Raw genomic sequence first — 19,567 nt, 5'->3', positions numbered from 1 at the left:
GCAGATTCTCTAAAGAAGGGGATCAATGGTGCTCAATGGCGCCTGTGCGCTGTAGTCGTCGGCGTACGGGATGGCCGGCTTGAACAGGCCTTTCCAGTCCGGTCGGCCAAAGGCCCGGTCGCTGTGGCTGCGCATCAGCGTTTCGAATTGTCGTTGGGCCTGGCGTTGCTGCGCGGGGTAGTCGACGCCCTGCACCTGGCGGTCCTGCATCACGCAGCGGCCGTCGATGTAGCTGGCGATGCAGTCATCCCCGCGCCCGGCCAGCACCAGGTTTTTCAGCGGGTCGAACAACGGCCCCAAGTGCTGGCCGCGCAGGCTGAACACCGTGATGTCGGCCTTGGCCCCCGGCGTCAGACGGCCAAGATCATTGCGGCCCAAGGCCTTGGCGCCGCCGAGAGTGGCGGCGTTGTAAAAATCCAGCGTGCTGGTCAGCGAGTTGTCGCCCTCCATCAGGCGAGCGATGTTCAACCCTTGGCGCATGTTTTCCAGCAAGTCCGCCGGCCAGGTGTCAGTGCCCAGCGCGAAGTTGATGCCCTTGGCCCGATAACGCCCGAACGAGTTCAGCGCTTCGCCATCGCGGGCAAATACCACCGGGCAATGCACCAGGCTCGCGCCGCCGTCCACCACGCGTTGCAGGTCATCGTCGCCACGGGTGTAGATGCCATGGGGCAGCAGACTGCGCGGGGTCAGCAGGTCCAGTTGCTGCAACCAGCCCAGCGGTGACGTGCCGCGCAGTTGCTCGACCATCGCCACCTCGCCCAAGCCCTGACAACAATGCAAACGCATCGGTGCGCTCAGTTCGCGGCTCAGTGCGGCGGTGCGTTGCAGCAACGCCGGGGTGCAGGTCTGGATACGGTCGGGCAGCAGCGCGCCGCGAATCAAGCCGTCGTGCGCACCGTCGAAATCCTTGAAAAAACGTGTCGCGGCGTCGATCCCGGCCAGACCACGGGTTTCATCCCAGTGATGACCGAGGCTGCCATCGGCTCGCCAATAACTCATGCCGCTCATGTAGCAAGGCCCCAGGTACGTGCGCAGCCCCAGCTCGGCCGCCACGTCGACCACGGCAGAAAATTCGTCGTAGGTTTCGGCCCACTCGCGGTAATACATCGACGTGATCGGCATGGCGGTTGTGATGCCGTTGCGGATCAGTTGAGTGAAGGCATAACGGTATTTGAAAACCTCTTGCTCGGCGCTGTAACTCTCCCGCGGACCGGCCGCCAGATAGTCTTCTGACCACATCCGGCCCATGTCGCGTTCATCGCCGTTGTCAAGGGTCAGTACCGTGGAATCGAGATCGCCCAGCGCATCCAGATCGATGAAACCGGGGCCGATCAGCGCGTTGCCGTAGTCGATCCACTGATCCACCGGTCCCGTAAACGCACGCCCGACGAACACAATGCGCGAGCCCTCGAACACCACTTCCCCGTCACGCCACAGCACGTGTTGCGTACCGTCGAAACCGACCACGCAACTGGCTTTCAGGCCGATGCGTTTCACAAGCGGCTTTCCAACAGACGACCACCTGCAGCGATCAATTCACCCGCGCGATACACCTCACGCATCGGCCGCGAGACCACGGCTTCACCCAGGGTCTGCACCGGCATCAGCAAAAAGTCCGCCGGCCGGCCGATCTCGACGCCATAACCCTCACAGCCCAACGCACGGGCGCCATTCACTGTCGCGGCCGCAAATGCCGCCGCCAGTTCATCGTCCTTGTTCAAGTCGAACCGGAACGCTAACAGCATCGCTCGCTCCAGCATGTCGCCGTTGCCCATTGGCGACCACGCATCACGAATGCCGTCCGAACCCAGGCACACATTCACCCCGGCCTCGCGCAACGCCAGAAACGGCGGCACCGCACAATCGGCTGGCGCCGAACTCATCAGCGAAATGCCCAGCACTGCCAGGCGATCGGCCAGCGGTTTGACCTGACGCCAGGGCGCCATTCCAAGGCAGTACGCGTGGCTGATCATTACCCGGCCCTGACGCCCGAAGCGTTCGGTGTAGTCGGCGATCAATGCGATCTGCCACAGGCCCAGTTCACCTTTGTCGTGCAGGTGAATGTCGACGCCACGGTCAAACTCGCTGGCCAGTTTGAAGACGAAATCGAGCTGCGCAACCGGATCGTTATCGATGCCACAGGGATCGAGTCCACCCACGTTTTCCACGCCCAATGCCATGGCTTCGCGCATCAGTGCGGCGGTGCCGGGGCGGCTGATCAGGCCGGTTTGCGGGAACACCACCAGTTGCAGGTCGATCAGGTCACGGTAGGTTTCGCGCAGCTGTTGCATGGCTTCGACGTGACGCAGGCCGAATTCCGGGTCGATGTCGACGTGGCAGCGCAGGGTCAACGAACCACGGGCAATGCAGTTTTCCAACAGGGACCCGGCGCGTTGGGCGATGGGCGCTTCGACGTCCCGTAGCACCCGACGCTCGTTGGCGATGTAGTCCTTGAGCGTCGGGCCGGCGCTGTTCGGGCGCCAGGGTTGACCCCAGAGGGTTTTGTCGAGGTGGGCGTGGCTTTCGACCAGGGCTTCGGTGAGCAACTGGTGTTGGCCGTCGATGTCGGTGGCGGCCAGCGGGGCACTGGAGGCCGGGCGCCGGTCCTGGAACAGGCCGTTTTCGATCAGCAGGTCTTCGGCGGGGCCGCCGTGGGGGCGCACGTTGCGTAGCCAGCGGGGGTGGGTCATTTCATACCTCAAAATGTGTGGTGTCTGGGCGGGCCTCATCGCGGACAAGCCCGGCTCTCACAGGTTTTTTGATTGGCACACTATTGTTGTTCCAACAAAAATCCCCTGTGGGAGCCGAGCTTGCTCGCGATGGCCGCGACTCGGTCTCAAGCCAGGCAATCAGCCCTTGAGCTTCGACCAAACCCGGTCCTGCAGCTCCCGCGCCTTGTTGCTGCATTCCTTTTCAGGCCGCAAGCGCGAGGCGAACTCGTCGGGCATGTTGATCGCGTCCATGACCTTCCATTTGGCGTCGAGCAGTTTGTCGCTCTGGATGCCGTTGGCGTAGGCAATGGCATTGGACACGGCCGCGGCGTTTTCCGGTTTCATCATCCAGTCGATGAAAATCTTCGCGTTGCCGGGGTGCGGGGCGCTTTTCGGCACGGCGAAGTTGTCCTGGAACATCGCCAGGCCTTCTCGCGGATAGACGTATTTGATGGTGCTCTTCTGCAACGTGGCCCGAGCGGTCGAGCCGTTCCAGTTTTGCATCATGATCACTTCGCCCGAGGCCATGCGGTCGACGGTGTTGTCCGAGCTGTACATCTTCAGGAACGGTTTCTGTTTTTGCAGCAATTCGAGGATGCGCTTGGCGTCCTGCGGGTTTTCGCTGCACTCATCGACGTTCAGGTAATGGCTGGCGGCATTGATCACGCTGCTGGAGGTGTCGAGCGCGGCGAGTTGTCCTTGCAGTTCCTTGCGCGGTTCGAAGAACTCTTTCCATGAATCGTCGAGCTTGCCGCCGGGCACCCGCGCACTGTCATAGGAAAACCCGGTGGTGCCCCACAAGTACGGTGCCGAAAATTTGCGGCCGGGGTCGAAGCTCGGGTCGCGGAATGCCGGTTTTACATACTGGAAGTTCGGCAGGGCGGAGGCGTCGATTTCCAGCAGCAAATCCTGATTGATCAAGGTGCGCATGATCGACTGCGACGGCACGATCACGTCATACGCCGCGCCCCCGGCCTGCAACTTGGCGAGCAAGGTTTCGTTGCTGTCGTAGCCGTCCATGGTGACCTTGATCCCGGTCTCCTTTTCGAACTTGGCCAGCAGGTCGACCGGGTAATAATCAGTCCAGTTGTAGAAGAACAGTTCCTTGGGCTCGGCGGCCTGTGCGGTAAAAACGGTGAAGCAACTGAGGGCCAGACCGGCGACGCCGTAACGCATGGTGTTCAATTTCATGACAGAACGCTCCAGACTCATTGGTTTTTGCCGCGCTGTCCCAGCCAGAAGGCCAGCACCACCAGCACGATGGAAATCAGCAGCATCAGGGTCGAGATCGCATTGATCTCTGGCGTCACGCCGGCCTTGATCGCCGAGAAGATGTACACCGGCAAGGTCGTCGAACCCGGGCCGGCGACAAAGAAGGTCATGATGAAATCGTCGAGGCTGACCACGAACGCCAGCACCGACCCGGACAACACCGCCGGCCACAACAGCGGCAGCGTCACCCGGCGAAACACCTGCCACGGATTGGCGTACAAATCGTTCGCCGCCTCCAGCAAGCTTTTATCCAGGTCGTTCAACCGCGCGCGAATCGGCAGGTAAGCGAAGGGGATGCAGAAGCCGATGTGCGCGACGATCACTGTCAACAAACCGAGCTTGATCCCCAACGCCATGAACAACAGCAGCGTGGCCACGGCCGTGACGATTTCCGGCAGGATCAGCGGCAGGTTGATCCCGCCCTCGACCATTTTCTGGCCATAAAACGGCCGGTAAGTCGCCAGTGCCGCCAGTAAGGCAATGGCCGTGGCGCAGACCGTGGCGATGCTGGCGACGATGATTGAGTTCAGTGCGGCGGTCTGGATTGACGGGTTGGCGAGGATCCGTCCGTACCAGGCAAACGAGAACTCAGTCCACACCGTTGCCGAGCGGTTGGCGTTGAAGCTGTAGGCAATCAGCACGAAGATCGGCACGTACAAATAGGCCAGGATCAACAGGCTGACTTCGCGGGTCAGCGGCAGTTTTTTCAGGTGCAGGGCGATCATGCGGTGGCTCCCCGACGTAGAGTTTTGGCGGCGCTGCGGCTATAGAGGGCGTAACCCACCAGCGACAACAGCAGAATCCCCAGCAACAGGAAAGACAGCGAACTGCCCAGCGGCCAGTTGCGTGCGGTGCCGAACTGCTGCTGGATCAGGTTGCCGATCATCAACGTCTTGCCGCCGCCGAGAATCGCCGGGGTGATGAAGGCGCCGAGGCTTGGTACGAACACCAACAATGCGCCGGCGATCACGCCCGGCATCGACAACGGCAAGATGATCCGCTTCAGCGCGTGCCAGCGATTGGCGCCGAGGTCGTAGGCGGCTTCCACCAGGCGCCAGTCGAGTTTTTCCAGGGTCGAGTAGATCGGCAAAATCATGAACGGCAGGAAGCTGTAGACCAGCCCGACGCTGACCGCGAAGTCGTTGTAGAGCAGGGTGATGCCACCGGCCTGCGGGAACAGCGCATTGAGGCTTTGCGCGACCCAGCCGTGCTCGCGCAGGATGATCAGCCAGGCGTAGTTGCGGATCAGCAGGTTGGTCCAGAACGGGATGGTGATCAGCAACACCATCAGGTTGCGCCGACGCGGGGTCAGGCTCGACATCCACAACGCTACCGGAAACCCGAACAGGAAACACAGCACCGTGGTGCCGCCGGCCTGGAACACCGAGCGAATCAGCGCCTGGGCGTAGACCCAGTTAAGCTCCAGTTCGCCGTCGAAACCTTCCTGGAAAAACAGTTGCACGTAGCTTTGCAGTTGCCAGTTGGCCTGCCAGTCGACGCCGCCGTACACGTTGCGCGGCAACAGGCTGATGTAGCCCATGATGCCGAGCGGAATGGCGATCAGCGCCAGCAAGGTCAGAACCACCGGGCTGAGCAACAGCGCACGGTTGAGGGCGGGAGAAGTGCTGCTGACGCTCATCTCAGGCCTCCATCAGCAGGCAGGCATGGGGCGGCAGATTGACCGCGACACGATCGCCGACCGCCCGGCCACGGTTCAGGCCTTCGTTGTTTTCACGCAACGTGACCTTGATGTCGTTGTTCAAGCGGCACTGATAAAGGGTGGCGGTGCCGACGTACAACACCGCCTCGATCACGCCGCGAAGATGGTGCGGTTGTGTCGGGTCGACCAGTTGCGAACGCTCCGGGCGAAACGCCAATTGCACAGCGGCACCGTCAAAGCTCTGGGCCGGGCAGGGGATTTCCACCGGCATCCCGTTCGGCACAAAAAGTTTTTCGTTTTGCTGACCACGCTTGACGTGGCCGGGGAGGAAGTTGATGTCGCCAATGAACTGCGCGACAAACTGATGATTCGGGCGTTCGTAGATATCATTCGGCGTGCCGATTTGCAGGATCTTGCCGGCGGACATCACGGCGATCCGGTCAGACAATGTCAGGGCTTCTTCCTGATCGTGGGTGACGAAAATGAAGGTGATCCCGGCTTCCTTTTGCACGCGCTTGAGTTCGACCTGCATTTCCTTACGCAACTTGAGGTCCAGTGCCGACAGCGGTTCGTCCAGCAACAGCACTTTCGGTTTGGGCGCCAAGGCCCTGGCCAGTGCCACACGTTGCTGCTGGCCACCGGACAGTTCCGCCGGTTTGCGCCCCGCCAGGTGTTGCATTTGCACCAGGGCGAGCATCTCATCGACACGCTGGGCAATTTGCTTGCGATCAAGACCCTGCATCTCGAGGCCGAAGGCGATATTCTGCGCGACACTCATGTGCGGAAACAGCGCGTAACTCTGGAACACCGTGTTGACCCGGCGCTTGAACGGTGGCAAATCATTGACCGGTTCCCCCGCCAGACGAATCTCGCCATCGCTGACGTGTTCGAAGCCGGCGATGGTGCGCAGCAGGGTGGTTTTGCCGCAGCCGGAAGGGCCGAGCAGAGTGAAGAATTCGTTGTCGGCAATGTCGACGGAAACGTTGTCGAGGGCGGGAGCCAGCCCCGGATCGTCGGAATACCGCTTAGAGACGTTACGCACTTCGATAGCTATCGGTTGACCCATAATGGTGCAATCCTCAAATTATTGTATGCAATATCTGGATGCAATCTACAAATAACCGGATTAATCTGCTGGTGCAACCCCCTTTTTCAATGGCTGCTCATCGCCAAGGGGCCGGTTGTTTAGCGCTAAAGGAGTGTTGAGATGACCGAGAAGAAACTTGAAACCACGGTCGACCGCGTCTACCAAGGGGTTTACGAAGCGATCAGCAAGCGTTCATTGCGTCCGGGCATGAAGCTTGGCGAGGCGTCGCTGGCCGAGCTTTTTAATGTCAGCCGGACGTCGGTTCGTGCCGCGCTCAAGCAATTGGAAGCCGATGGCCTGGTGACTACCGAGCCCAATAAAGGTGCGTCGGTGTCGTTGCCCAGCGACGAAGAGATCCGTTCTTTGTTCGAAACCCGGCGCCTGATCGAGATTGGTATCGTCAGCGAACTGTGCCGTCGACGTGACACTTCCGTGACCCAGGACTTGCGCGATCACTTGTTACTGGAAGATCAAGCGCACCGCAGCGGCGACCATGAGCGGCTGATCCATTTGCTCGGCGAGTTCCATATCAAGCTCGCGCGAAGCCTCAATAACCCGGTGCTGCTGGACTGGTTTCGCAAGCTGATTTCCCGCGCCTCGCTGTACGCTGCCGCGCTGGATGACGACAGCCACGAGGCGTGCCGCGACGATGAACACTTGCGGTTGATCGAGTACATCGAAGCGGGCAACCAAAGCGCGGCGATTGAACTGACTTGCATGCATTTGAATGGCATCGAGAAAGCCATTCTTGACGTCGCCGCCACGCTGAAAACCGGCTATCACCCGCTCAAGCATTTGATTGAGGTGTGATTCACCCTCTGACACCGAGGTGATCACCTGTGCGAGCTTGCACGCTCCCGCAATGAGTCGGGGGGGCCGCAGTGGCCCCGAAGAATCAGCTAACCTCTATGAAACCATTGACGTCGGCGATGCTCGAAACAAACGGGCGACATCGTCTTCACACAATCGCGAGCCCTTGAGTCAGTTCATTTACGGGGACTAAGAGCCAGTCAATGCAGTTTCTAGAGCAAAGCCACGGGTGTGCTGGCTGGAACGGCGAAATGGCCGGGCGCATTCGTGCGTTCGACTGGAGCAAGACCGAACTGGGCAACCTCGACACCTGGCCTGCGAGCCTGTGCAGTACGGTGCAGCTAATGCTGGCCTCGCCACTGCCGATGGTGATGCTGTGGGGCCGCGCCGGGTACATGATCTACAACGATGCCTACTCCGAATTCGCCGGTGGCCGTCATCCGTATCTGCTGGGGGCTCCGGTGGAACTGGGCTGGCCGGAAGTCGCCGAATTCAATCGTAATGTGGTCGATACCTGCCTGGCGGGCAGCACCTTGTCCTATCGCAATAAAGAGCTGGTGTTGCTGCGCGACGGAGTTCCTGAAGACGTCTGGCTCGATCTCTATTACAGCCCCGTGGCCAATGATGAAGGCAAGCCGGCCGGGGTCATGGCCATGGTGGTCGACACCACCGAACACGTGATTTCCGAACGTCGCCGCCAGGCTGCCGAAGACGCTTATCGCGCCGACAACGAACGAGTGCGCCTCGCACTCAATGCCGGGGCCTTGCTCGGCTCGTTCGTCTGGGACATCAAGGCCAACAGGCTTTCCGGCGACGAACGTTTTGCCCGGACCTTCTCCTATCCCGCCGATCAGGACCTGGCCAACCTGCCGACAGATGTCGCCGAAGCCAAGGTCCACCCCGACGACCTCAGTTGGATGCAGGAACAGGTCAATCAGTCTGTAGAAACCGGCGAAGCATTCAATGCCGAGTATCGGGTCCTTCGCCCCGACGGCAGTTATCTATGGGTGCAGGCGAGCGGCTGTTGCGAGTTCAATGAACAGGGCGAACCGTTCCGCTTTCCCGGCGTATTGATCGACATCCACGAGCGCAAGTCCGCCGAAGAGTCCTTACTCAGGTTCACTCGCAACCTGGAGCAGCGCGTCGCCGATGAAGTGGAAGCGCGCCTGGCCGCTGAAGAACAACTGCGCCAATCGCAGAAACTCGAAGCCATCGGTGGCCTCACCGGTGGCGTGGCCCACGACTTCAATAACCTGTTGCAGGTGATCGCCGGCAACCTGCATTTGCTGGCGCGGCATGAGCCGGACAACCCCAATGTGCAGCGCCGGGTCAAAGCGTCGATTGCGGCGGTTGAACGTGGCGCCAAGTTATCTTCGCAATTGCTCGCGTTTGCCCGCCGTCAGCCACTGTCGCCCGCGGTGTGCAATCCGCGGCAGGTTTTCGAAGGCCTGACGGAGTTGTTGCAGCGAGCACTAGGGGAAACCCTGCAGATCCAGATGAGTGCGCCGAATGAACCCTGGCACATCTTCGTCGACCGCAATCAGCTGGAAAACGCCATTCTCAATCTGGCGATCAATGCCCGTGATGCGATGAAAGGCGAGGGCAGCATTGGCCTGAGTGCCGAGCACATCACCCTTGACCAAAAGTTTTGCGCCGGTAAGGGCATCATGGCCGGCGACTACGTGTGTGTCGCGGTGACGGACACGGGTATCGGCATGCCGCCGCAGGTGCTTGCGCAGGCCTTCGAACCTTTTTTCACCACCAAGGCCGATGGCCAGGGCACAGGGCTGGGGTTGAGTATGGTGTTCGGTTTCGTCAAGCAGAGCGGCGGGCACATCGAGATTTCAAGTACCGAAGGACAAGGCACTCGGGTGCGGTTGTACTTTCCGCGCAGCCTGCGAGCGGCCCCCAGCGAAACCGTGCAGCATGACGCGCAGCAGGGTGGGGGGCATGAAACCATTCTGGTGGTCGAAGACAATGAAGCGGTCCGCGCCTCCGCGGTTGAGTTGCTGTGCGAAGAAGGCTATCAGGTGCTGACGGCGGCCAATGGCGACCAGGCGATGCAGATGTTGCTGGAGGGCACGGCGGTGGAGCTGATTTTCACTGACGTGGTCATGCCCGGCCTGATCAAAAGCTCGGACCTGGCCGCTTGGGCTAAAGTGCAGACCCCTCCGGTGGCGGTGTTGTTCACCTCCGGGCATACCCGTGACATTATTTCGCGCAACCACCAACTCAGCCCCGACACGCATTTGCTGAGCAAACCCTACGGGCCTGAATCACTGACCCGCATGGTGCGCACGGTTCTTAACGGTTAACGCAGCCCAACTGTGGGAGCGGTGTTTATTCAGTTCATTCATTAAGGGTTTTCGATGACATCCAAGCGCAGCTCCAACCCTCCCTCCGGCATGGTCAGGGTGCGTGGCGCCCGGGAACACAACCTCAAGAACATCGATGTCGACATTCCGCGCGATGCGTTGGTGGTGTTCACGGGTGTCTCCGGTTCGGGCAAGTCTTCGCTGGCGTTCTCGACCCTGTACGCGGAAGCGCAGCGCCGCTATTTCGAATCCGTGGCGCCTTATGCGCGGCGGCTGATCGATCAGGTCGGCGTGCCGGATGTCGATTCCATCGAAGGCCTGCCGCCGGCCGTGGCCCTGCAACAACAACGGGGCACGCCGAGTACCCGGTCTTCAGTGGGCAGCGTGACGACCCTGTCTAGCCTGATCCGCATGCTCTACTCGCGGGCCGGCAGTTATCCGCCGGGGCAAGCGATGCTGTACGCCGAAGACTTCTCGCCCAATACCCCTCAAGGCGCATGCCCGGAATGTCAAGGGTTGGGCCGGGTTTACGACGTCACCGAAGCGCTGATGGTCCCCGACCCGAGCCTGACTATCCGCCAGCGTGCGGTCGCTTCCTGGCCCATGGCCTGGCAAGGGCAGAACCTGCGCGACATCCTCGTGACCATGGGTTACGACGTCGATATCCCGTGGCGCGATCTGCCGAAAAAACAGCGCGACTGGATTCTCTTTACCGAAGAGACTCCGACGGTGCCGGTGTACGCCGGGCTCACCCCGGAAGAAACCCGCGTCGCGCTCAAACGCAAAATGGAACCGAGTTATCAGGGCACGTTTACCGGCGCCCGACGTTACATCCTGCACACGTTCACCCATTCGCAAAGTGCACTGATGAAGAAACGCGTTTCGCAATTCATGCTCGGCAGCCCGTGCCCGTTGTGTGACGGCAAACGGCTCAAGCGCGAGGCGTTATCGGTGACGTTCGCGGGTTACGACATCGGCGAGTTATCGCAGATGCCGTTGCTGCAAGTGGCCGCCGTGCTGAGACCGGTGGCGGCGCACAGTTACCTGGAAGAAGCCGATGAGGCAGGCGAGGTGTTGAGCCATCGGCAAACCCGAGAAGCTCGTGAAGCGCGGGTTGCCCACGGTGCCAGTGGGCATGTCAATGCGCCGGACGTGCGTCATACGCGGAATCTGTCGGTGGAAAAACGCCTGGCCGCGCAACGCATCGCTCAGGATTTGCTGGAACGGGTCAGCACCCTGACGGACCTGGGCCTCGGTTACCTGGCACTGGAGCGCAGCACGCCGACGCTGTCCTCCGGCGAGTTGCAGCGCCTGCGGCTGGCGACTCAATTGGGCTCGCAACTGTTCGGCGTGATCTACGTGCTGGATGAACCTTCGGCCGGCCTGCATCCCGCGGACGGCGAGGCTTTGTTTGAAGCGCTGCAACGCCTGAAAGCCGCCGGTAATACGCTGTTTGTCGTTGAGCATGATCTGGAAACCATGCGTCGCGCGGACTGGTTGATCGACGTCGGCCCGGCGGCGGGCGAGAACGGCGGCCAGATTCTCTATAGCGGCCCGCCGCCAGGGTTGGCCACAGTGGCGAACTCCCAGACACGCGCCTATCTGTTTGCTGAACGGGTCGGCGAGCTCCGTGCCAGCCGCGCGGCGACGGATTGGTTGAAACTGGAGGGCATCACCCGAAATAACCTGAACAACCTCAGCGTCGAGTTTCCGCTGGGTTGTTTTACCGCGGTGACGGGTGTTTCCGGCTCGGGTAAATCGAGCCTGGTCAGTCAGGCTTTGCTGGAACTGGTCGGCGCGCATTTAGGTCGGGCCGCCGGCGACAACGAAACTGAGGCGTTGAGCCTTGAGGACGATGCACCCCAAGTCAGCGGCGGTCAGGTCACGGCGGGGCTGGAGTCGATCAAGCGTCTGGTTCAGGTCGATCAAAAACCCATCGGCCGTACGCCGCGCTCCAATCTGGCGACCTACACCGGGCTGTTCGACAACGTGCGCAAGTTGTACGCCGCCACACCTGAGGCACAGGCCGAAGGCTACGATGCCGGGCAGTTTTCCTTTAACGTCGCCAAGGGCCGCTGCGCGACCTGCGAAGGTGAAGGCTTTGTCAGTGTCGAGTTGTTGTTCATGCCCAGCGTCTACGCGCCATGTCCGACGTGTCACGGAGCCCGCTACAACCCAGAGACTCTGGCGATCACCTGGCAAGGGTTGAACATTGCCCAAGTGTTGCAGCTGACGGTGGATGAAGCGGTCGAGGTGTTCGTCGAGCAACCAGGGATTCGCCGTTCGCTGGAGGTGCTGCGGGACATAGGGTTGGGTTATTTGCGCCTGGGACAGCCGGCGACGGAGTTGTCGGGCGGTGAAGCTCAGCGGATCAAATTGGCGACCGAGCTGCAACGTAATCAGCGTGGGGCGACGTTGTATGTGCTTGATGAACCCACCACGGGATTGCATCCGCGAGATGTGGACCGGTTGCTGGAACAGTTGAATACGTTGGTAACGGCGGGGCATACGGTGATCGTGGTCGAGCATGAAATGCGCGTGGTGGCGCAGAGTGACTGGGTGATCGACATCGGACCGGGGGCGGGGGATCAGGGCGGGAAAATCGTCGTGGCCGGCACGCCGCAGACAGTGGCTAAGAGCAAGAAGAGCCGGACTGCACCGTTTTTGGCTCGGGTGCTTGGCAGGGCTTGATGGGTTGATTCTCTTCGCGAGCAGGCTAGCTCCCCCATTGAAAGGCGGTCAACTGCGGGAGCGAGCCTGCTCGCGAAGGCGGTCTGTCAGGCGTAACCGAGGGTGCGTCTGACCTTGTCCAGCAGTTCACTGATCTGGAACGGCTTGATCAACATCTCCATGCCGTCCCCGAGAAACACTTGCCGGTTGATCGCGTTTTCCGCATAACCGGTCATGAAGAGGATCGGCAATCCTTCACGCCAGCCCCGTGCGACATCCGCCAGCTCCCGGCCGTTCATACGCGGCAGACCAACGTCCGTCAGCATCAGATCAATCGAAGGGTCGTTCTGCAGGCGCTCGAGGGCGCCCTCGATATCGCCCACTTGCGTGCAGCGATAACCCGCATCCGCGAGCACCTCAGCGACGAACATGCGCACCGAAGGCATGTCCTCGACAATCAGGACATGTTCACCGGCTCCTTGCTGATCCACAGCATCCGAGACGACGGCAGTCGTGGTCGGGTCCGAACTGGCTGGCAGCATGATGGTCACTTCGGTGCCGCGTCGCGCCACGCTGCGAATGTGCGCGTCGCCCCCAGATTGTCGGGCGAACCCGTAAATGCTCGACAACCCCAACCCCGTGCCCTGACCCAGCGGCTTGGTGGTGAAAAACGGGTCGAATACCTTGTCGATCACACTGTGCTCGATACCCGTACCGTCATCACGCACCGACAGCGCAACGTAGGCGCCATCCGCCAGTTTCAGGTCGCCATGAGAATACGCCGCATACGTGCTGACCCAAATGTTCCCGCCTTGCGGCAGGGCATCGCGGGCATTGATCACGAGGTTGAGCACCGCGCTTTCCAGCTGGATCGGGTCGACCAGAGCAATCGCCGCTTTGGAGGTCAGCTCGAGTTTCAGCGCAATGTGTTCGCCGATGGTGCGCACCAGCAACTCTTCGAGAGAGCGAATGTGTTCGTTGATGTCCACTGGCCGCGTATCCAGCGGTTGCTGGCGGGCGAAGGCCAGCAGGCGATGGGTCAGCGCGGCGGCGCTCATGGCTGAGTTAAACGCTGCTTCGGCATAGAGCTGAACCTTGTCGGTGCGCGAATCGGCGACGCGTTTCTGGATCAGTTCCAGGCTGGTGATGATGCCGGTCAGCAGGTTGTTAAAATCGTGTGCAATGCCGCCGGTCAACTTACCCAGTGCGTCCATTTTCTGGACCTGAAGCAACTGGGCTTCGGTGCGCACGCGCTCGGCGATTTCACGTTCCAGTTGCGAAGTGGCATCGTCGAGTCGAGCCAGGTGCGAGCGTTCGCGATGGCGGTGTTCGGTGACATCTTCGACAAACACCAGGCTCAACCCCGGAGTGCGGTACGGCGAAATCTGCCACTCGGTTTCCCGTAACTCTCCCTCCACACGCATGTTCAATATGCCTTTCCAGCGCTCGCCAGCGAGCAGGCGCAGGCGCAGTTCTTTGAGCACCGCCTCCTGGTCCTCAGCGAAGCATTCACCCAGCGTATCCGGGCCGACATTGTCCTGAATCAGCTGGGCAAAGGCGTGGTTGCATTCGTGAACTTTGAAATCCGCGTCCAGCACCGCGATGGGCGCCGAGACGTTGACGAAAATCTCCCGAAACCGCGCCTCGCTTTCGCGCAGGGCGTGTTCGGTGTCGCGCACCCGCAGCAGGGTGCGCAGGGTGGCCAGCAATACGTCCGGGTCTACGGGATGGATCAGGTAGGCATCGGCCCCGGCGTTCAGGCCGGTGATGATGTCGCCGGTCTGAATCGAAGCGGCCGACACGTGAATCACCGGCAGAAGCGCGGTGGCGGCCTCGGAGCGCAGCTTGCGCACGATGTCGAAACCGCTCATGTCTGGCAGGTTAACGTCCAGAATCAGCGCGTCGATGGTTTCGCTGTCGATCAGCGCCAAGCCTTCGCCGCCGGTCCCGGCCTCCAGCACGACGTAGTTGTGGGACTCCAGGCGTCGGCGCAAGGCGTAGCGCGTCGCAACGTTGTCATCGACGATCAGCAAGCGAATGTCACGTTTCATCGACGGGCTCCATGGCGATGGCCAGCGGGATGATCACGAAGAAGGTCGAACCAACCCCCGGTGTACTTTTGACCCCGACTTCGCCGCCCAGTAATGCGGCGAAGCGTTTGCACAACGACAATCCCAGGCCTGTGCCGCGCAAACGCTTTTGCAGGGGGGAGTCGACTTGGGAGAAGTCTTCGAACAGTGCGCCATGCAGCTCGGCAGCGATGCCAATTCCGGTGTCGCTGACGGCAAAGCGCACATGGTTTTTCCCTTCCAGCCGAGCCGACACCCGCACCTCGCCGCGCGTGGTGAACTTCAGCGAATTGGAAATAAAGTTGCGCAGGATTTGCGCGAGTTTCTTGTCATCGGTAAACAAGCGCGGCAAACCCACCGGTTCCTCGAAAATCAGGTCAACGGCGCTGGCGTCGACAATCGGGCGAAACATGCCGCGCAGGGCGGCAAACAAGTCGAACATGTCGAACCAGGCCGGGGAAATGGTGATGCGCCCGGCCTCGATCTTCGCCAGATCGAGCAGATCGTCGACCATGTCGCTCAACTCCCGCGCGGCGGTGCTGACGAACGTGACCTGCTTGTGTTGCTCGGGGCTCAGAGGGCCATCGAGTTCATCGCTCAACAGGCTGGCGATGCTCAGGATCGAGCCCAGTGGGGTGCGAAATTCATGGCTCATGTACGACAGGAAACGGCTTTTAAGGTCCGAGGCCTGCCGCAGTTCCTCCGCCTGGTTGTCGAGCTCGGCGTACAGTGCGAGCACGCCTTGATTGGTTTCATCGAGTTCTTCACGCAGGGCGGCGGTTTCGCTCTGCAAGCGGGCGATCAGCGCTGACGGATCTTCCGGCGCGAGGGTGGGTGACTCAGCCATGAGCGGCCTCCAGGGCAACGACCAACACCGTCACATCGTCCCGGCCGCGACAGAAATCGCGGTGCAGGATGGCGGCTATCACGGCGGGATGCCGGTGCACCAGGCCGGGGTAGTCATGCAAATTCCATCGGGACTGCAAGCCGTCGCTGTACATGATCAGTAGATGTCCATTCACGTGAGCATAGTCAAAGGGTTGGGCTTTTCGATACTGGCCGCCAACGATGCCTGGATGGGACGCCAGGCCACGGGATTTGTCCGCCGCAATCAGGCTGGCACCGATGTTGCCGATGCCGGTGAAGGTTATCTTGTCGAGCTGTGCGTCGAACTGCGCAATGGCCAACGCTCCGCCACGGGTGCCGATCATGGCCTGGTGAATGTCTTCGAGCAGCAACACCGGCGAGGCAAATGGCGCGTGCGCGAAGGCTTTTTCACCGGCACGGCCGGCGCGTTCGGCTTCTTCGCCATGGCCCAGGCCATCAATCACCAAGGCGCTGAGGTTAGCCCCGTCCATCGCCAGATGCCAGACGTCGCCGCACGCGGGGTCGTTGGCGAGCGAGTGCTGGCTGACGCCCAATCGCAGGTCCACGACTGTGTGAGTGCGCGGATACAAACGGGCCAACAGCACGGCGCCCCTTGAGTCGGCGTACACGTCGAATACGTCGGTCTGACGCGATACAGCACCCAGGCCAATGCCTTGGGTACCTCCGGTGGAGAAACCATCCGTCAGGCAGGCGTGCAAATCGAAGCCTTGTGCGCGATCCACCGCCAGCATCTCGATTCCCTGACCGTTTTTGAACGGCAGGGTCCGCAGATGCAATTCGCCCCGCGCTGCATGCTTGAGCACGTTGCTCGCCAGTTCCGTGGCCACCAGCGCCACTCGCCCGGCATCGGTGGCGTCAAAGCCGATGTGTTCGGCGAGTTTTTGCGCGGTTCGTCGTGCATGACCGATCTGGCTGCTGTCTTCGATCAGCAGGACGTCGGTCAGGGTGCCTGCAATGTTCATGTCCATCGGGTGATCGTTATGCGAGTGCCCTGGCCGGGCGCGGTGTCCAGTTCGAACTCGTCTACCAGTCGTTTGGCCCCGGTCAGACCCAGGCCGAGGCCGCTGCCGGAGGTCCAGCCGTCGGTCATTGCCAGTTTGATGTCGGGAATGCCCGGGCCTTCGTCGCGGAAGGTCAGGCGCAGACCGACCCGCGAGTTTTCGTCGATGATTTGCCAGTCCATGTCACCACCGCCGCCGTAGACCATGGTGTTGCGCGCCAGCTCGCTGACGGCGGTGACCATTTTGGTCAGATCGATCAGGCGCATGCCGCACTCGGTAGCGAGCTTGCGCGCCAGCTGCCGGGCCAGGACCACATCCTGCTCGATGTTAATCGGATGAGTGCCGCTGCTGCGCGGGGTCATTGCTCGCGTACTCGTTCCTGAAGCAGTTTCATGCCGCGCTCGACGTTCAACGCTGTGCTGACGCCGGGCAGGGTCAGGCCCAGTTCGACGAGGGTGATCGCTACCGCGGGCTGCATGCCCACCAGCACGGTTTCGGCGTCCATGATTTTCGACAGACCGGAGATGGTCCCGATCATCCGGCCAATGAACGAATCGACCATGTCCAGCGCGGAAATGTCGATCAACACGCCACGCGCCGAGGTTCGGCTGATGCGCTCTGACAGGTCGTCCTGAAGGGTCAGGGCGAGCTGGTCATGCATGTCGACCTGGATGGTCACCAGCAAGAAGTTGCCCATCTGCAGAATAGGAATTCTATCCATGGGCTTATACCGTCTTGCTGACGGTAATTCCCAGGCGGGTCAGGGCGAGTTTCAGGGCATCGGCCAGGTTGGCCTTTGTCACCACGCCTTGCAAGTCCAGGCCCAGATGCACGATGGTCTGAGCGATCTGCGGACGCACGCCGCTGATGATGCAATCGGCACCCATCAGGCGAATGGCGGTCACGGTTTTTAGCAAATGTTGCGCCACCAGGGTATCGACGGTTGGCACGCCGGTGATGTCGATGATCGCAATTTCAGAGCCGGTGTCGACGATCCGTTGCAGCAGCGATTCCATCACGACCTGGGTGCGTTGCGAATCCAGGGTGCCGATCATCGGCAGGGCCAGAATGCCGTCCCACAGCTTGACCACCGGGGTGGAGAGTTCCAGCAGTTCCTCTTGCTGGCGCTTGATTACTGCTTCGCGGGATTTCTGGAAGGTGCGGATGGTGTGCATGCCCAGCGCGTCGAGTAATTCGGAGACTTCCCACAGTTGCTCGGCGAGCACGGCCGGGTTGTCTTTGTAATGGCTTTGCAGCAGACCGAACAATGGGCCTTTGAGCGAGAAGATGAAGCTGGCAGTCTGGTGCGAGTCCTGCCCGAGCAGGGCGCGGCTGTGGGAGAGTTTTTCGAGGAACTGACGCGCCTCGTCCCAACCCGGCGCGGCGACACTCAGCCCGTTGCCCTTTTCCAGCCCGTTGACCACCAGATGCAGAAACTCGGCGGTTTGTTGTTTGAGGTCTTGTTCTTTCAGGTTACGGGCAGCGCCATTGGCTTCCAGTCCCTTGATCCATTCGGCGAGCAGTTGCGCCTGATTGTTTTTCATAGCATCGAGTGTGCTGATTTGCAGTGCTGCCATGTACTTGCGCTCCTGAGTGAGTCTTTGCCGATTCCCTGTGAAAAACGACCGGCGTGAAGTCAGTGACCTTTGCCGAATGAAATAGTTGTTCGTTTTACGCAGGTTTTTTTCGATGCGGCGGTATGTGGCCCGCTAACTCTAGACGGCACTGCTTCAGGTGGCGATTTTTTGACTGGTTCCCGACTGTTCCATTGGCAAAAAAAAGACCGCATCGGCGGTCTTTTTCATTGAGTTACTTGTCGGGGTGGGCAGCCTGGAGTTTTTTCGCCATTTCCAGATGCTTTTCCAGAGCGGGCAGCATTTGTTGCGCGAAACCTTTCAACGCTGTGGCGCCTTTGACCTTGTCGTCGGTCACGTTATTGGCTTCTTTCTTGAACAACGCGATGGTGTCTTCGTGGGCTTTCACCTGGTTGTTGGCGTACGCCGCGTCGAAAGACTCATCGCGCATGTCGAGAATTTTTTCCTTGGCCTGCTTGACCAGCGTCGTCGTGTCCGGCACCTCGATGTCGTTCTTTTTCGCCAGGGCCGCCAGTTCATCGTTGGCCTTGGAATGATCGGTGATCATCATGTTGGCGAACGCCTTGACGTCGGCCGATGAGCTTTTTTCCAGCGCCAGGCGACTGGTTTCAACTTCGGCAATGCCGCCTGCGGCCGCTTTGTCGACGAAGTCATTGGAAGTGGCGGCGAAAGCCGTGCCCATGCTGCTGCTCAAGGCGACAGCCAGGGCGAGGTGGCGCAGGGTAAATCCGTCCATTGGTCATTCTCCACACTGGTTTGGGTTGGCGATCCGGCAGATCGTTACTCAGTGGAGGCTGGCGCCCGAACAAAGGTTTTATCGCATTTGCGACAGGACGACGAACGGACACCGCTGGTCTGACAGGTGGTCGACAGAACGCACAAACCAAGGCCATTCTGATAGTTGGTGAACGCAATTGATCGCGTTTGCTACCGATCATCAAACGGAGGTGTTCCATGCCGGTGAACCATGACCTGTATCAGGACTTGAAGGTTTCAAAGGAAGAGATCCAGCAAAGACGCACCAAGGATCCGTTATTGGATTCGCTGATCAACAAGTATTCCCAGGCGGACGCCGAGGTGGTGAAGGCCGAGACCGCGAAATCCGATGCGCCCAGTGATGACCAGTTGAAGAAGCTCAAGGAACATCGTTTATTGGTCAAGGACAAGATCGTCAAGCAATTGAAGGCATCGTCCTGACGCGTCGTACCGAGTGACCGACAATCGGTGACTGAGAAGTGGAACGGCGTTAAAACCGGCGCCTCTCATGTCATGAGTCATGGTTAACGACTCACTGAGAGGTGCCTTATGTCCAATCCCGGATTTCCGAGTGAACAACAGGGTGGTTTCGACCCTATCCCGACTCATCCCGAACCGTTGAGCCCTAACCACATCACCACCCATCCGGACGATGAGGATGACGACCCTGTGCGCGAGCACGACGAAACCGCCGACGACACAGATCCCGAATAACCCCACAAATCCCCTGTGG

At 60.4% G+C, this 19,567-nt stretch carries 18 protein-coding genes; 5 read left to right on the top strand and 13 right to left on the bottom strand.

The features are described from left to right. Positions 1–9 precede the first annotated feature (9 nt). The 6 genes from NL116_RS17655 to NL116_RS17630 form a co-directional block, all read right to left on the bottom strand. Entirely contained in the window at positions 10–1,497 is a 1,488-nt protein-coding gene (locus tag NL116_RS17655) for an amidohydrolase family protein (protein WP_494373305.1), read from the bottom strand. Beyond that, complete coding sequence (locus tag NL116_RS17650) at positions 1,494–2,690, bottom strand: amidohydrolase family protein (protein WP_494373304.1); 1,197 nt, start codon at positions 2,688–2,690, stop codon at positions 1,494–1,496. The genes NL116_RS17655 and NL116_RS17650 overlap by 4 nt, the downstream gene beginning before the upstream one ends. 159 nt (positions 2,691–2,849) lie before the next feature. After that, positions 2,850–3,902 (bottom strand): extracellular solute-binding protein, encoded by a 1,053-nt coding sequence (locus tag NL116_RS17645; protein WP_494373303.1) that lies wholly within the window; start codon positions 3,900–3,902, stop codon positions 2,850–2,852. Positions 3,903–3,919: 17 nt separating this feature from the next. Next, the gene (locus tag NL116_RS17640; RefSeq protein WP_461958577.1) at positions 3,920–4,708 is read right to left on the bottom strand and encodes an ABC transporter permease; all 789 of its coding nucleotides are present in this window, start codon (positions 4,706–4,708) and stop codon (positions 3,920–3,922) included. Continuing rightward, entirely contained in the window at positions 4,705–5,622 is a 918-nt protein-coding gene (locus NL116_RS17635) for an ABC transporter permease (protein ID WP_494373302.1), read from the bottom strand. Before NL116_RS17635 ends, NL116_RS17640 begins: the two co-directional genes overlap by 4 nt. Position 5,623: 1 nt before the next feature. Then, positions 5,624–6,709, bottom strand: a complete 1,086-nt coding sequence (locus NL116_RS17630; protein WP_494373301.1) for an ABC transporter ATP-binding protein — start codon at positions 6,707–6,709, stop codon at positions 5,624–5,626. Positions 6,710–6,850: 141 nt separating this feature from the next. Between NL116_RS17630 and NL116_RS17625 the strand changes: the two genes are divergently transcribed. From NL116_RS17625 to NL116_RS17615, 3 genes are all read left to right on the top strand, one after another. Next, entirely contained in the window at positions 6,851–7,540 is a 690-nt protein-coding gene (locus NL116_RS17625; protein ID WP_494373300.1) for a GntR family transcriptional regulator, read from the top strand. A 203-nt stretch (positions 7,541–7,743) separates the two neighbouring features. Further along, on the top strand, positions 7,744–9,855 hold the full coding sequence (locus NL116_RS17620) for a hybrid sensor histidine kinase/response regulator (protein WP_494373299.1): 2,112 nt from the start codon (positions 7,744–7,746) through the stop codon (positions 9,853–9,855). Between the two features lie 54 nt (positions 9,856–9,909). Then, positions 9,910–12,546: an excinuclease ABC subunit UvrA gene (locus tag NL116_RS17615; RefSeq protein ID WP_494373298.1), complete on the top strand. Its 2,637-nt coding sequence runs from the start codon at positions 9,910–9,912 to the stop codon at positions 12,544–12,546. An 86-nt stretch (positions 12,547–12,632) separates the two neighbouring features. Here the strand turns inward: NL116_RS17615 and NL116_RS17610 are convergent, their stop codons facing one another. The 7 genes from NL116_RS17610 to NL116_RS17580 all read right to left on the bottom strand — a co-directional run bounded on the left by NL116_RS17610 (position 12,633) and on the right by NL116_RS17580 (position 18,814). After that, positions 12,633–14,576 carry a response regulator gene (locus NL116_RS17610; protein WP_494373297.1) on the bottom strand — a complete coding sequence of 648 codons (1,944 nt, stop codon included), beginning with the start codon at positions 14,574–14,576 and terminating at the stop codon, positions 12,633–12,635. Then, positions 14,566–15,441, bottom strand: coding sequence for a sensor histidine kinase (locus NL116_RS17605; protein ID WP_494373296.1), 876 nt, complete (start codon positions 15,439–15,441; stop codon positions 14,566–14,568). The genes NL116_RS17610 and NL116_RS17605 overlap by 11 nt, the downstream gene beginning before the upstream one ends. Then, positions 15,434–16,444: an ATP-binding protein gene (locus NL116_RS17600; protein ID WP_494378086.1), complete on the bottom strand. Its 1,011-nt coding sequence runs from the start codon at positions 16,442–16,444 to the stop codon at positions 15,434–15,436. The genes NL116_RS17605 and NL116_RS17600 overlap by 8 nt, the downstream gene beginning before the upstream one ends. Next, positions 16,441–16,845 (bottom strand): anti-sigma regulatory factor, encoded by a 405-nt coding sequence (locus NL116_RS17595; RefSeq protein ID WP_494373295.1) that lies wholly within the window; start codon positions 16,843–16,845, stop codon positions 16,441–16,443. Before NL116_RS17595 ends, NL116_RS17600 begins: the two co-directional genes overlap by 4 nt. Next, the gene (locus tag NL116_RS17590) at positions 16,842–17,204 is read right to left on the bottom strand and encodes an STAS domain-containing protein (RefSeq protein ID WP_494373294.1); all 363 of its coding nucleotides are present in this window, start codon (positions 17,202–17,204) and stop codon (positions 16,842–16,844) included. Before NL116_RS17590 ends, NL116_RS17595 begins: the two co-directional genes overlap by 4 nt. Positions 17,205–17,208: 4 nt before the next feature. Further along, the gene (locus NL116_RS17585; RefSeq protein ID WP_494373293.1) at positions 17,209–18,060 is read right to left on the bottom strand and encodes an STAS domain-containing protein; all 852 of its coding nucleotides are present in this window, start codon (positions 18,058–18,060) and stop codon (positions 17,209–17,211) included. A 232-nt stretch (positions 18,061–18,292) separates the two neighbouring features. Then, positions 18,293–18,814, bottom strand: coding sequence for a DUF4142 domain-containing protein (locus NL116_RS17580; protein ID WP_494373292.1), 522 nt, complete (start codon positions 18,812–18,814; stop codon positions 18,293–18,295). Between the two features lie 218 nt (positions 18,815–19,032). Here NL116_RS17580 and NL116_RS17575 point away from each other — a divergent pair, with 218 nt between their 5' ends. Further along, the gene (locus NL116_RS17575; RefSeq protein WP_494373291.1) at positions 19,033–19,275 is read left to right on the top strand and encodes a DUF465 domain-containing protein; all 243 of its coding nucleotides are present in this window, start codon (positions 19,033–19,035) and stop codon (positions 19,273–19,275) included. A gap of 108 nt (positions 19,276–19,383) precedes the next feature. Then, positions 19,384–19,548 carry a hypothetical protein gene (locus NL116_RS17570; RefSeq protein ID WP_494373290.1) on the top strand — a complete coding sequence of 55 codons (165 nt, stop codon included), beginning with the start codon at positions 19,384–19,386 and terminating at the stop codon, positions 19,546–19,548. The last annotated feature ends 19 nt before the right edge of the window (positions 19,549–19,567 follow it).

The sequence above is a fragment of the Pseudomonas sp. FBCC-B1667 genome (genome assembly GCF_059133255.1).
This window is presented reverse-complemented; position numbering and strand designations above follow the sequence as displayed.

Bases quoted from the DNA above. Each gene is read 5' to 3' on its own strand.
- NL116_RS17640 (WP_461958577.1), bottom strand. From the start codon at position 4,708: ATGATCGCCCTGCACCTGAAAAAACTGCCGCTGACCCGCGAAGTCAGC.
- NL116_RS17595 (WP_494373295.1), bottom strand. From the start codon at position 16,845: ATGACCCCGCGCAGCAGCGGCACTCATCCGATTAACATCGAGCAGGAT.
- NL116_RS17615 (WP_494373298.1), top strand. From the start codon at position 9,910: ATGACATCCAAGCGCAGCTCCAACCCTCCCTCCGGCATGGTCAGGGTG.
- NL116_RS17575 (WP_494373291.1), top strand. From the start codon at position 19,033: ATGCCGGTGAACCATGACCTGTATCAGGACTTGAAGGTTTCAAAGGAA.
- NL116_RS17590 (WP_494373294.1), bottom strand. From the start codon at position 17,204: ATGGATAGAATTCCTATTCTGCAGATGGGCAACTTCTTGCTGGTGACC.
- NL116_RS17610 (WP_494373297.1), bottom strand. From the start codon at position 14,576: ATGAAACGTGACATTCGCTTGCTGATCGTCGATGACAACGTTGCGACG.
- NL116_RS17585 (WP_494373293.1), bottom strand. From the start codon at position 18,060: ATGGCAGCACTGCAAATCAGCACACTCGATGCTATGAAAAACAATCAG.
- NL116_RS17635 (WP_494373302.1), bottom strand. From the start codon at position 5,622: ATGAGCGTCAGCAGCACTTCTCCCGCCCTCAACCGTGCGCTGTTGCTC.
- NL116_RS17600 (WP_494378086.1), bottom strand. From the start codon at position 16,444: ATGAACATTGCAGGCACCCTGACCGACGTCCTGCTGATCGAAGACAGC.
- NL116_RS17625 (WP_494373300.1), top strand. From the start codon at position 6,851: ATGACCGAGAAGAAACTTGAAACCACGGTCGACCGCGTCTACCAAGGG.
- NL116_RS17645 (WP_494373303.1), bottom strand. From the start codon at position 3,902: ATGAAATTGAACACCATGCGTTACGGCGTCGCCGGTCTGGCCCTCAGT.
- NL116_RS17630 (WP_494373301.1), bottom strand. From the start codon at position 6,709: ATGGGTCAACCGATAGCTATCGAAGTGCGTAACGTCTCTAAGCGGTAT.
- NL116_RS17570 (WP_494373290.1), top strand. From the start codon at position 19,384: ATGTCCAATCCCGGATTTCCGAGTGAACAACAGGGTGGTTTCGACCCT.
- NL116_RS17605 (WP_494373296.1), bottom strand. From the start codon at position 15,441: ATGGCTGAGTCACCCACCCTCGCGCCGGAAGATCCGTCAGCGCTGATC.
- NL116_RS17620 (WP_494373299.1), top strand. From the start codon at position 7,744: ATGCAGTTTCTAGAGCAAAGCCACGGGTGTGCTGGCTGGAACGGCGAA.
- NL116_RS17650 (WP_494373304.1), bottom strand. From the start codon at position 2,690: ATGACCCACCCCCGCTGGCTACGCAACGTGCGCCCCCACGGCGGCCCC.
- NL116_RS17580 (WP_494373292.1), bottom strand. From the start codon at position 18,814: ATGGACGGATTTACCCTGCGCCACCTCGCCCTGGCTGTCGCCTTGAGC.